This window comes from Cloacibacterium caeni, from assembly GCF_907163105.1.
Classification (GTDB): domain Bacteria; phylum Bacteroidota; class Bacteroidia; order Flavobacteriales; family Weeksellaceae; genus Cloacibacterium; species Cloacibacterium caeni_A.
In genome coordinates, this window is record NZ_OU015321.1 from 1,597,077 (window position 1) to 1,609,203 (window position 12,127).

Consider the following 12,127-nt stretch of genomic DNA (forward strand, 5'->3'; position numbering starts at 1 on the left):
CTTATATCTTCTTAATTAGTGACCTTGGTCTTTCATAATTTTATTCAAACGCTTTAGCATAGCTACTCCTAGTAAAGTAGCAAAAATGAGTAAAGCAAAATTTACCAAGAAATAATTCATCTTATTGTCATAGCTGTACCAAGTACTTGCTAAAATTCCTGAAAGTTTATTTCCTACGGAATTGGCCAAGAAGAAACCACCCATCATTAATGCGGTGATTCTCGCTGGAGAAAGTTTTGAAACGAAAGAAAGTCCCATCGGTGATAGACATAATTCCCCAACTGTAATCACTCCATAACTTGCAACTAACCACCACGGTGAAACTTTTACGGCTCCATTATCACCAGCGTAAACCGCAAGAACCATCACCAAACAAGAAAGTGCTGAGATAAATAATCCCAAAACAATTTTAGTTGGCGTTAAAGGTTCTTTTCCTTTTCGTCTGAGCATGGCCCAGAATGCTACAATTACTGGCGTTAACGCAATTACCCAAAATGGATTAATGGATTGGAATAATTCTGTATTGTATAGAAACACTTTTTGGGAAGGATTTTGCTCTAATTGTGCTTTTTGTTCAGGTTTAATATTTCTGAAATAAATATCTTTTCCTTGAGTTTTTAGAGTTTTTCCTTCTTCATCTTTTTGCGTTTGGTATTGGTCATCATACACAGAAACTTCTTTGTCTTTGAAATCTTTTCCGTCAACCATATAAATATCTTCCAAAGGTTTTTCTACACTTGCAGGAACACTTCTATCGGTATAATAGTTTGCCCAACGAGTTAAAGCCGTTCCGTTTTGCTTGAAAACCGCCCAGAAAAACATCGAAATTAAAAAGATAGACAACAATGCGCCAATCGCAGGTTTTTCTTTCTGATTCGCTTTGAAATAAAGAGAAACATAAAAATAAATAACAGGAATACACGCAAAAATAAACGCATCTGTACTATCACTTCCGAAGATTTCTCCCGGTAAGAACCAACCGATTGCTCCCGCGATAATTGCAGGTAAGAATACTTTAACCAAAATTTCAGAAAGTTTGGTATCTCCTTCCTGTACTGGCTTCATTTCTGCAGCTTGTCTGTAATGTTTCATTCCTACTGTGAAAACTACTAAACTAACCAACATCCCGATTCCAGCGGTGATAAATGCTTCTCCCCAACCGAATTTATTACGCATAAATGCTGCAATAATATTACAGATGAATGCTCCGATATTAATTCCCATGTAGAAAATGTTATAACCAGAATCTTTATTGGCTTTATATTTTTCGTCTGAATAAAGATTTCCTAAAAGTGTAGAAATAGTAGGCTTAAAGAAACCATTTCCCACAATAATTAATCCTAAAGAAGTATAAAAAAGTGGTAAATCTTTGAAAACGCCCATCCCAATGTAACCCGCAGCCATCAAAATACCACCCAAATAAATAGATTTCACGTATCCTAGAACTCTATCTGCCAAGAAACCACCAATAAATGGAGTAAGATAAGTAAGGGCAATGTAAGTCCCGAAGATATCATCTGCCATTTTATCAGGAAGACCTAATCCTCCTCTCATTCCTTCTGGCTCAATAAGATATAATACAAAAATTCCTAAAATTAAATAATACCCGAATCTTTCCCACATTTCTGTGAAGAACAAATACGGTAAACCTTTTGGATGTTTATTGTTCATAAAAATTATTTTTCCCAAAAATAAGTTTTTTAAATGGAATGAAAAATTTTTCTAACTTTGATAAAAATAAATTCTAAAAAAATGGAAATCACAATAAAAGATTTAGAAAAAAATCTAAAGACACTTCCCAAAGAACTTTTAGGGAATGTGAATGACTATATTGATTTCTTGAAGGAGAAATACTTAGATAAAGATTGGGCAAATCAACTATCTGATAGCCAAAAAGAATCCATCAAAAAAGGAATTTCAGATATAGAAAATGGGAACATCATTTCGCATGAAGAAGCCAAACAAAAAATTAGAAATTACCTTCAATCAAAAGCCATTTAAATGAAAATTATTTGGTCTAAAGAAACTCTAGAAAACTATTTAAAAGTTTTAGATTATTTACTAGAAAACTGGACAATAAAAGAAATCGAAAGATTTGAAAATAATTTTGACGAACTGATTGAAAGGTTAAAATCACACAAAGAAATTTGTCCAAAATCTAAACTTCTAAATTTCAGAAAATGCAAAATAGACGAAAATAATTCTTTAATTTATCAAGAAGTAAATCATACAATTTTCCTTATCACAATTATAGATAATAGAAGCTTTCATAGCTACTAAAAATTCGAAAATTTAATAAGTTTTAGCTAAAGCTAATGGAATTTTCATAAAAAAAGCGGACTAAAGTCCGCTTAATATTGAGTTTTTGACTATTTCAAAGATTTTCTAAAATAAAATCTTTCATTTTACAAATTGTCAAAAAACTTAAAAATCTAATTATAAATCTTTTTTCTAAACTCTTTAAGCAAATGATCATAAGTGTCATAGAGCTGTTTAAGAGGAGTTGTTGTAATTCCAGTACTGAAATTTTTCTTATAATCAGAAATAGCTTCTTTAGAATATACAATTTTTCCTTGTTTTAAATCGACAATTTGTAATACTGTATGATAAACTCTAGTTTTTGAAACATCATCTATTTTTACTTTTATGATTTTATTGTCAAGATCATCTTTGTTTTCGGGTTTTCTCATAAATCTTAAGATTACTAAATAATCGAACTCCTCAGAATAATTTTCTTTCATAATATCAATGAAACCATCAGTAACCCTAACAAACCTATCATTATCAAATTCTAGTAAAGAATTTTTTACATACAGATTTTCACCAAAAATATTTTTGAAATCATTATCAACAGTTTTAATGAATGACAAATCATTTGTATGAAGATTATTCTTAATAAATAAATATTTTTTACTTTTATTCAAAATAAATTCATCTTTATAGCTTGATGATAAAGACATTTTTGTATTTGCAATACAAGAAGTTAATAAAACTATCAAAAATAAATAGGCAAATATTTTTCTCATAATTTCAATAATTTTTTCTTACAAATTTTCCAAAATAAAATCCGTCATTTTTTTATACAATTGAGGTCTGGTTTGTCCACCATAAATACCGTGATTTTTGTCTGGGTATGCCATAAACTCAAACTGCTTATTATTTTGAATTAATGCTTCAGAAAATTCCATAGAATTTTGGAAATGTACGTTATCATCTGCTGTTCCGTGAATGAGAAGGAATTTACCTTTTAGTAATTTTGCAAAAGTAGTCGGCGAATTTTGGTCATAACCTTCAGGATTTTCTTGTGGCGTTTGCAAGAATCTTTCGGTGTAAATGCTGTCATAATATCTCCAATTGGTAACTGGCGCTACCGCAATTCCTGCTTTGAAAACATCTGCACCTTTTGTCATGGCTAAACTTGCCATATAACCACCATAACTCCACCCAAAAATACCAATTCTAGACTTGTCAATGTAAGATTGATTTCCTAACCATTTTGCAGCAGCAATTTGGTCTTCTATTTCGTATTTTCCTAGATTTTTATAGGTTACTTTTTTGTATTTTGTTCCTCTATAACCTGTTCCACGACCATCTACACAAACTACGATATATCCTTTTTGAACCAAATGATTGAACCAAAGTCCGTTTCCTCCGTCCCAAGAATTAGAAACTTGCTGAGAACCCGGTCCTGAATATTGAAACATGAAAAGTGGATATTTTTTATTCGGGTCAAAATCCTTAGGTTTCATGATGTAAGCATTCATTTGGTCTCCTGCTTCATTCGGAATAATCATAAATTCTTTGGTAACCAAATTATCTGCATTTAATTTGCTTAAAAGCGCATCATTATTCTGCAATTCTTTCACAAATTTCCCGTTTCCATCTTTTAAAGTATAAGTGAATGGTTTTTTAGCAGTAGAATTAGTCTCAATAAAATATTGGAAATTTTTAGAAAAATCTGCTCTATTATTTCCTTCCGCTTGAGAAAGCAATACAGATTTCCCTGATGAAATATTAAATTTAGAAACTACTTTATTGATGCTTCCTTTCTCGGTTGTTTGTAAGAAAACTTCTTTCGTTTTAGGGTTAAAACCATAATAATCAGTAATTTCCCAGTTTCCTTTGGTTACTTGTTTGTTCAGTTTTCCTTTCGCATCATACCAATACAAATGTCTGAAACCACTTCTCTCGGAAGCCCATAAAAATGAATTATCTTCTAAAAATTCTAACGTAAGATTATCCGTATCAATCCAAGCTTGGTCTGTTTCGGTTAATAATTTAGAAACGGCTCCAGAAGCGGTATTAATTTTTAAAATCTCTACTTTATTCTGATGTCTATTCGAGGTCGCAATCGCTACCTCATCATTTTTAGCCGTACTAAAAACTTGTGGAATATAATAATTCTCAAAACCTGCCAAGTCTAAATGGATGGTTTTACCAGAATTGACTTGATATAAATGAGCAGAAACTTCTGAGTTTTTCTCTCCAGCTTTTGGATATTTAAAACGGTAATCTGTAGGATAAAGCGATTTATTATACATCTGCATATTCATCTCTGGAACTTGCGATTCATCAAATCTTACAAAAATGATGGCATCACTTCCTTTGTTCCATTGATAGAAATCTGCATGCCCGAATTCTTCTTCATAAACCCAATCTCCCAATCCATTAATCACTGAATTTTTCTTACCGTCATTGGTAATTTGGGTGATTTTTCCAGATTCTAAATCTTGATAAAATAAATTATTGTCTGAAATAAAAGCCACCAATTTTCCATTAGGCGAAAATTTAGGCTCTTGAACGAAATTTCCGTTGTTCAGACTGATTATTTTTCCTGAAGTAAGGTCTTTAACATCAAATTTCCCTAAAAATGAATGTCTATAAATAGGCTCAGATTCTTTTTGCAAAAGAATTTTTGATTCATCATCAGAAAAAATATAACTCTCAAAACTTCCGTCTACAATATTGCCTACTTTTTCCGTGGTTTTGTAAGAATATTTTGCAATACCGCCTCTTTCGATTACGGCATAGTTTTCTCCATTTTTAAGAGAAGCGATTCCCGCAATGTTTTTGCCACGGTAGTAACCCGAATAGATTTTTTCTAGAGTAATTTCTTGAGCAAAGCCAAAATGTATCATTCCCAAGAAACCTAATGTTAAAAACAATTTCTTCATTCCTTAATTTTTAAATTTTTCTAAATGTTATTATTCAGAAAAAGCTCCATAATATGCCGCTCCATATAATGCTGTTTTGCTATTTAGGTTTAAATAAATAGGAATTCCAGCTAAAAGCGGTTCCATTTCGTCACATTTTAAGAAGCTTTCTTCTATTTTATCTTTGTTGATAAAGTTATAAATTCTTGGCGGAATTCCACCTGCTAAAATTAACCCACCCGTTGCTTTGTAATTCAGCACCATATTATTGGCTCTTCTCGCCATAAAATCTACCAGCATTTCCATTGCCAAAACGCAAGTGGTACATAATCCAGACATTGCAGTTTCACTGATTACGGCAGATTTATCTTTAGCTTCTGCTAATTTCTGGGTAAGCCAAGCTTGTTCTTCGTAGCCTTTTACATCTCTCAAAAATTCGTATATTTTGTAAATAGCTGGTCCAGAAACCAATCTTTCCCAAACGATGATTTCGCCATAGGTTTTTTGTAAAAATTTCACCAATTCAAATTCTACATCTGTTCTCGGCGCAAATTCACTGTGACCACCTTCAGAAGGCATTGGTCTTAAATATTTTCCGTCCCAGAAAAGACAAGCTTCACCTAAACCAGTTCCTGGAGCCAAGATAGCAATATGACCACCAATAGAAGGATTTCCATTTCTCATGGTCACCATAAATTCATCATCTACCTCTGTCATTCCAAAAGCAGTAGCTTCTAAATCATTAATAAGATAGACTTTTTCTATTTGTAGATCTCTACTAAGTTCTGTTACATCTATTTTAAATTTTATATTGGTAGTGTGACAAGTTCCGTTTACTACAGGACCTGCAGCACCAATAGAAATTCTGCCTGGCTTCTCAAAATTATTTTTTTTGATAAAATCAAGAATAATTTCTGTCAAAGAATTATGATGATTGGTGGTATACGTTTCTTCTAACTTAAGAACCATTTTGCCATTTTGCGAAACAAATTGTGCAATATTAGTTTTGGTTCCACCTACATCTGCTGCTAGAATTGAAAGGTTATTGTTTGCTGGATTTTCGATTTGTGGTAAATAAAGCGGAAATTTCATAGTGTGAAAATTTTAAATAATGTGTTGTTTAATTTTAATAAAATTGCTTTGAAAAAAATTCCCCTAAAAGTACGGATTTTCAGCAATTTAAACCTCATAGAAAACGCCCTAAAAACATGATTTTAGTCTTGTTATTTCATGAAAATTCGCAACCTCTCCTTCCAGAATTGCAGACGAATGAAAGCTCTTGGCATGTGTGAATTTTTTAATCTCAACAAGGTTAGAAGAACGCAAACCTCCACCGCATAAAATGTCTATTCTTCCCGCTGAAATTCCCACCAATTTTTGGAGCATTTCTTTGCCTTCATCTACATTAGATTTTCCACCAGACGTCAAAACGGTAGAAAAACCACAATTAATAAGCTTTTCCAGTGATTTTTCTAGATTTTCTGTTCTATCAAAAGCACGATGAAAAGTACATGGTTTTCCTTTTGCAAATTGGATAAGTTCCTTGCATTGCTCTTCGTTTACCTCATCATTTTGGTCTAAAATCCCAAAAACAAAACCATCTGCACCTGCGTTATAAAAATTTTGCAATTGGTGTTTCATCAAGCTAAAACCTTCATCTGAATAGAAAAAATTTCCACCTCTCGGACGAATCATCACGTAAATAGGTACATCTATTTCCTTTTTTAAATTTTTGAAATCTTCTAAATCAGGAGTGGTTCCGCCCAAATGAAAATCTGCACAAAACTCTATTCTATCTGCACCAGCTTTCGTAGCGATAACAGCAGATTCTTTATTAAAACAAGCTATTTCTAACATTTTACAATTTGTTTACGATTCTGTGAATTCCATCTTTTAATAACTGAGTTTTAAAATTGATTAATAATCCCAATTTTAAACCTGTAAATTTCAAATAAGTATTGGTTTGCGCAAAATGAATAGGATGTAATTCTAATACTGATTTCACTTCTACAATCACTTTTTCTTCAACTAAAATATCAATTCTATAAGCATTGTCTATTTCAATTTCTTTATAATTAAGAGCAAGTGCGTATTGTTGCTTTACCTTTAAACCTAATTTTTGAAGTTCATACACAAGTGCAGTTTCATAAGCACTTTCTAATAGTCCAACTCCGAGGTTTTTGTGCACTTCTAATGCTGCGCCAATTATTTTATAGGAAATTTCATTTTCTGTCATAGGTGTTATTAGTTTTTTATTTTTTAAACGCAAAGTCTTACGAAATTTATTTAAATATTAAGTGAGCAAAGTTTTTATCAACTAGTTGATTTTATCAAGCTCCTTCATAGATTCTCATCTTAAATATAAAAAATATTTTCAAGCTCTTTCAATTCGCTTGCGAATAAAACTTTGCTTGCTTAAAAAGTTTTAGACATTAAAAAAACCTTTGCGTTTAAAAATTAAATAAACTTAAATGTAAGGTTTTACGAAATTATTTAAATATTAAGTGAGCAAAGTTCTTATCAACGAGTTGATTTTATTAAGTTCCTGCATAGATTCTCATCTTAAATATAAAAAATATTTTCAAGCTCTTTCAATTCGCTTGCGAATAAAACTTTGCTTGCTTAAAAAGTTTTAGATGTTAAAAAAACCTTTGCGTTTAAAAAATTAAATAAACTTTAAATGTAAGGTTTTACGAAATTTATTTAAATATTAAGTGAGCAAAATTCTTATCAACGAGTTGATTTTATTAAGTTCCTGAATAGATTCTCATCTTAAATATAAAAAATATTTTCAAGCTCTTTCAATTCGCTTGCGAATAAAACTTTGCTTGCTTAAAAAGTTTTAGACATTAAAAAAACCTTTGCGTTTAAAAAATTAAATAAACTTTAAATGTAAGGTTTTACGAAATTTATTTAAATATTAAGTGAGCAAAGTTTTTATCAACGAGTTGATTTTATTAAGTTCCTGCATAGATTCTCATCTTAAATATAAAAAAATATTTTCAAGCTCTTTCAATTCGCTTGCGAATAAAACTTTGCTTGCTTAAAAAGTTTTAGATATTAAAAAAAACTTTGCGTTTAATCAATTTTAAATTAAGCTTTTGGCATCAATTAAAACATTGTTTTCTTGAGTGTGAACCGCGTAATTGAACCCTTTTTGCAAACAAAACGCTCCTGTTTCACCAAATTTATTGATGGCAATAAAACCAATCTGAGTGTCTTTTACATTACGGTTTTGATTCACAAAATTCTTATAAATTCTCTTCACTGCTTCTTCACACGCTTGTTGAGGAGATTTTCCTTGTCGCATTAATTCTACCACCAAATGCGAACCGCAAGTTCTAATCACTTCTTCGCCATGACCAGTTGCAGTTGCTGCGCCTACTTCATTATCTACAAAAAGTCCGGCTCCAATTATTGGAGAATCTCCCACTCTGCCATGCATTTTAAACGCCATTCCAGAAGTAGTACACGCTCCAGAAAGATTTCCGTGTTCATCAAGCGCAATCATGCCAATTGTGTCATGGTTTTCTATATTTACCACAGGTTTATATTCTGATGTTTTGAGCCAATCTTTCCATTCTTTTTCGGATTCTGGTGTAAGCAAATTTATTTTTTCAAAACCTTGAGAAACCGCAAATTGCAAAGCTCCATCACCAACTAACATGACGTGAGGCGTTTTTTCCATTACAGCTCTGGCTACAGAAATTGGATTTTTGATATGTTCTAAAGACGCTACCGAACCAATATTTGCTTTTTCATCCATAATACAAGCATCTAGCGTAACTCTTCCATCTCTGTCTGGTCTTCCTCCGTAACCTACACTCCTTTCATTCGGGTCGTCTTCTACCAATCTCACGCCTTTTTCTACAGCATCCAGAGCTTTTCCTCCTTGAGAAAGAACTTTCCACGCTTCTTCATTGGATTGAATCCCAAATCTCCAAGTCGAAAGCACGACTGGTTTTCTGATTTTTTTATTTTTCGGAAGAATTTCTTCGGCTTTTAAAGGATTCAAAGCCAAGATTGTAGATAAAATTCCTGCATTTTTCAAAAATTTTCTTCTGGTAGCCATTTATTTTAGGTTTTTATAAATTGATCACACTAACTACAAATGAAAATACATACGTTGATAAGGTCAGTTTATGAAAACTGAATTTATTGTCACAAGATAAATTATTTTTTCTATTACTAAATGATTATAGTACTAAAAAATCTGGGGCGCTTCCTTTGTAAGCGCCCCAGACGTAAAAAATATTAATATATGGATTAATTATTATACATAATTTTGTAATATTCATCAGCCATTCTATCAGAATTGAATTGACCTTTTACATCATCCATTGCATTTTTCACTACTTGTCTCCATTCATCTGGTCTTTCGTAGTACATTGGTAAGATTTGGTTTTCTAAGATGTCATACAATTGGTTCATATCATAATTGTCTACATCGAAAACGCTCATATTCGCATAATCTGCTTGTGGAACCACAAAAGAGTTCACGCCATTTTTTGCAAATTCTGGAATCCAACCATCATCTGTAGAAAGGTTTACTGAAGCGTTCATAGAAGCCGTCATACCAGAAGTACCAGAAGCTTCTCTAGGAACTCTTGGATTGTTTAACCAAACATCAGAACCTTGTTTTAGAGATTTACTTAATGACAATTCATAACCTGTAAGAACCGCCATGTTTTTATGATTTTTACTTTCTTCTACCAAATTATTGAAAGTAGAAATCGCTGCATAATCTACTGGATAAGGCTTTCCTGCAAAGATAATTTGCACTGGATATTTTTTGTTTTCCAATAATTTTCTGAATCTTTCTTTGTCTTGTAACAATAAATCTGCTCTTTTGTATCCTGCAAATCTTCTAGCCCAAACCATTGTGAATACTTTAGAATCAAACAATTTACCACATTGGTCTGCTACAATTCTGAAAGTTCTCTTTTTAAGATATTTTTTTCTGAAATCGAATTCTTCGTCTTCTCTTTCTTCTCTAGCGTTATACAATGGTTTATCTGCCCAATATTTGAAATCTTGTGCATTGGTAATGGCTTTAATTTCGCAGATTCCTGGATATTTACCCCACATTTCGTTAGAAACTACACCGTGTAACTGAGAAACTCCATTCGCAATTTTTGCCATTCTCAAAGCGCACAATGAGTGGTTAAATTGGTCGTTATCTTGTCCTTCAATTTTCTTTACTTCTTCTAAGCTTAAGCCAGAGAAATAAGACATTTGGTGACAATTGTGTACATTGTGTTTTTCGTTTCCTGCTTCTTCTGGAGTGTGCGTAGTGAAAACCAATCTTTCTTTTACTTTTTCTAAATCTCCACCGAATTTTTTCAACAAATAGAATGCTGCTGGTAAACCGTGCGCTTCGTTTAAGTGATATACTTCTCTTTCTAGGTTTAATTCGTCTAAAAGTTTAGCTCCTCCTTTTCCTAGAAGGATGTATTGTGCCAATTTTGTAGATTCATTAGCATCATATAATCTGTGGCAGATGGTTTTAGAAACGTGGTCATTTTCTGGCACATCTGTAGAAAGTAAAAAGATAGGTGCAGTTTTAAACGTTTCTGGGTTCAGGTACATTACTTTTACCCAAACTGGTGCATCATGAATGTCAATTTGGAATTTAATTCCTGTATCTTCTAAGAAGCTGTACATTTTCTTAGTCCAAACTGGATTAAGCGTTTGATCGTGATTTCTAGCTTGGTCATAATAACCAAATTTCCACAAAATACCGATTCCGACGGTGTCTTGCTTCAGATTATAAACACTTCTCATGTGAGAACCTGCCAAAAATCCTAAACCTCCACTGTATATTTTCAATGCTTGATCAATGGCAAATTCCATCGAAAAATACGCAACTTTCTTGCTGTAATTCGGGTTGATGCTATAAGGCATCTGATAATTTTTAAAATCCATTATTCTCGTTTCTTTAAAATCAGGTGCAAAGGTATTATTTTTTTAGAAAACTGAAGCGGAATGTATGTTAAGAATAGAAAATTTGATAAAAATCATAAATTCTTTTATAAAATCAGCAATCTTGCATGATGTAAATCATCTCAAAATAGGTGTCATAAAACACAGTTTTTAATAATTTTACCAACTGAAAATCATGCTTGTAAAAATTATGGAAAGAACAATGAATAAACCCCTAGCCCAAACTTTAGAAGACTTAAAAAATGTCTCGGCAGACTTTAATACCGTTGTAGAAAACCTATTCGAATTCAGTTTCGAAGAATACAACCAAGTTTTCAAAATCAACGAACTAGATATTCCTGCCAAAACGTATAAAAGATTCCCTGTTTTTAACAATGAAAACGCCGTAGCAATTCTCATGTTATGGGGCGCAGAAAATAAAACAGCGATTCATGACCACAAAAACTACGAGGGAAAAATAAAAGTCCTAAAAGGTGAATTAACCGAAGTATATTACAAAGAAACCAAAGATTTCATAGAATATGAAGGCGCTGGTGTAGCGATAGAAGGCATTTCTTTCGCCGAAGAAATGGGCGGAATTCACAGCATTCTGAACAATAAACCTACGCTATCGGTAAGTTTACATATTTACAAAACCAACCAACTGAACCTAAGTGGAGTTAGAATTTTCGACTTAGAAAATAAAAAATGGGCGATTCTTAATGACAAAGCACCATCATGCACTTGGAATTTACCAGAAGAAGCTTTTGAAAAAATTTATCAACTATAAACACAAAACCATATAAACTCAAACTATCTTTCCAAAAATCCACAAGTTCTAGAATTTGTGGATTTTTTATGTTTTAAAGCCTCATTTCATCGAAAAATTTGCCCCAAAAACCACTTTTGTTCGAATCATGTTCGAATCAAGCTCGAATCAGCTTCGGAAAACGGGTACTTTTTCCGAACAAAACTCGAACTTGACTCGACTTTGATTCGACTTTGACTGCCACTAAATTCATAAAGTTTATAGTTTTCAGATTTTGAATGAA

The 12,127-nt window shown here is 32.3% G+C and carries 11 protein-coding genes; 3 read left to right on the forward strand and 8 right to left on the reverse strand.

Annotated features, from left to right (window positions below; all coding sequences use genetic code 11):
* Nucleotides 1-15: 15 nt before the first annotated feature.
* Nucleotides 16-1,671, reverse strand: a complete 1,656-nt coding sequence (locus KKQ76_RS07280) for a peptide MFS transporter (protein WP_213196549.1) — start codon at nucleotides 1,669-1,671, stop codon at nucleotides 16-18.
* An 81-nt stretch (nucleotides 1,672-1,752) separates the two neighbouring features.
* Here KKQ76_RS07280 and KKQ76_RS07285 point away from each other — a divergent pair, with 81 nt between their 5' ends.
* Both KKQ76_RS07285 and KKQ76_RS07290 read left to right on the forward strand, forming a co-directional pair.
* A complete protein-coding gene (locus tag KKQ76_RS07285; RefSeq protein WP_213196551.1) occupies nucleotides 1,753-2,001 on the forward strand; it encodes a DUF2281 domain-containing protein in 249 nt (82 codons plus the stop codon).
* On the forward strand, nucleotides 2,002-2,280 hold the full coding sequence (locus KKQ76_RS07290; RefSeq protein ID WP_213196553.1) for a type II toxin-antitoxin system RelE/ParE family toxin: 279 nt from the start codon (nucleotides 2,002-2,004) through the stop codon (nucleotides 2,278-2,280).
* A 152-nt stretch (nucleotides 2,281-2,432) separates the two neighbouring features.
* On the opposite strand, the gene KKQ76_RS07295 is transcribed toward KKQ76_RS07290, so the two are convergent.
* The 7 genes from KKQ76_RS07295 to glgP all read right to left on the reverse strand — a co-directional run bounded on the left by KKQ76_RS07295 (nucleotide 2,433) and on the right by glgP (nucleotide 11,078).
* Entirely contained in the window at nucleotides 2,433-3,026 is a 594-nt protein-coding gene (locus tag KKQ76_RS07295; RefSeq protein WP_213196555.1) for a hypothetical protein, read from the reverse strand.
* 18 nt (nucleotides 3,027-3,044) lie between these two features.
* Nucleotides 3,045-5,174 carry a S9 family peptidase gene (locus KKQ76_RS07300; protein WP_213196556.1) on the reverse strand — a complete coding sequence of 710 codons (2,130 nt, stop codon included), beginning with the start codon at nucleotides 5,172-5,174 and terminating at the stop codon, nucleotides 3,045-3,047.
* 30 nt (nucleotides 5,175-5,204) lie between these two features.
* A complete protein-coding gene (locus KKQ76_RS07305) occupies nucleotides 5,205-6,245 on the reverse strand; it encodes a glucokinase (RefSeq protein WP_213196558.1) in 1,041 nt (346 codons plus the stop codon).
* Between the two features lie 108 nt (nucleotides 6,246-6,353).
* Entirely contained in the window at nucleotides 6,354-7,010 is a 657-nt protein-coding gene (locus KKQ76_RS07310; RefSeq protein ID WP_213196560.1) for a copper homeostasis protein CutC, read from the reverse strand.
* A 1-nt stretch (nucleotide 7,011) separates the two neighbouring features.
* A complete protein-coding gene (locus KKQ76_RS07315; RefSeq protein ID WP_213196562.1) occupies nucleotides 7,012-7,389 on the reverse strand; it encodes a GxxExxY protein in 378 nt (125 codons plus the stop codon).
* Between the two features lie 852 nt (nucleotides 7,390-8,241).
* On the reverse strand, nucleotides 8,242-9,225 hold the full coding sequence (locus KKQ76_RS07320; protein ID WP_213196564.1) for an isoaspartyl peptidase/L-asparaginase family protein: 984 nt from the start codon (nucleotides 9,223-9,225) through the stop codon (nucleotides 8,242-8,244).
* Between the two features lie 194 nt (nucleotides 9,226-9,419).
* Complete coding sequence (gene glgP, locus KKQ76_RS07325; protein WP_213196566.1) at nucleotides 9,420-11,078, reverse strand: alpha-glucan family phosphorylase; 1,659 nt, start codon at nucleotides 11,076-11,078, stop codon at nucleotides 9,420-9,422.
* Nucleotides 11,079-11,286: 208 nt separating this feature from the next.
* Between glgP and KKQ76_RS07330 the strand changes: the two genes are divergently transcribed.
* Complete coding sequence (locus KKQ76_RS07330; RefSeq protein ID WP_213196568.1) at nucleotides 11,287-11,865, forward strand: cysteine dioxygenase; 579 nt, start codon at nucleotides 11,287-11,289, stop codon at nucleotides 11,863-11,865.
* Nucleotides 11,866-12,127: the final 262 nt, after the last annotated feature.

What these genes read in the sequence shown, in the direction of transcription:
- KKQ76_RS07330 (WP_213196568.1), top strand. Translation starts at nt 11,287, where the DNA reads ATGGAAAGAACAATGAATAAACCCCTAGCCCAAACTTTAGAAGACTTA.
- KKQ76_RS07290 (WP_213196553.1), top strand. Translation starts at nt 2,002, where the DNA reads ATGAAAATTATTTGGTCTAAAGAAACTCTAGAAAACTATTTAAAAGTT.
- KKQ76_RS07315 (WP_213196562.1), bottom strand. Translation starts at nt 7,389, where the DNA reads ATGACAGAAAATGAAATTTCCTATAAAATAATTGGCGCAGCATTAGAA.
- KKQ76_RS07310 (WP_213196560.1), bottom strand. Translation starts at nt 7,010, where the DNA reads ATGTTAGAAATAGCTTGTTTTAATAAAGAATCTGCTGTTATCGCTACG.
- KKQ76_RS07285 (WP_213196551.1), top strand. Translation starts at nt 1,753, where the DNA reads ATGGAAATCACAATAAAAGATTTAGAAAAAAATCTAAAGACACTTCCC.
- KKQ76_RS07280 (WP_213196549.1), bottom strand. Translation starts at nt 1,671, where the DNA reads ATGAACAATAAACATCCAAAAGGTTTACCGTATTTGTTCTTCACAGAA.
- KKQ76_RS07300 (WP_213196556.1), bottom strand. Translation starts at nt 5,174, where the DNA reads ATGAAGAAATTGTTTTTAACATTAGGTTTCTTGGGAATGATACATTTT.
- glgP (WP_213196566.1), bottom strand. Translation starts at nt 11,078, where the DNA reads ATGGATTTTAAAAATTATCAGATGCCTTATAGCATCAACCCGAATTAC.
- KKQ76_RS07305 (WP_213196558.1), bottom strand. Translation starts at nt 6,245, where the DNA reads ATGAAATTTCCGCTTTATTTACCACAAATCGAAAATCCAGCAAACAAT.
- KKQ76_RS07320 (WP_213196564.1), bottom strand. Translation starts at nt 9,225, where the DNA reads ATGGCTACCAGAAGAAAATTTTTGAAAAATGCAGGAATTTTATCTACA.
- KKQ76_RS07295 (WP_213196555.1), bottom strand. Translation starts at nt 3,026, where the DNA reads ATGAGAAAAATATTTGCCTATTTATTTTTGATAGTTTTATTAACTTCT.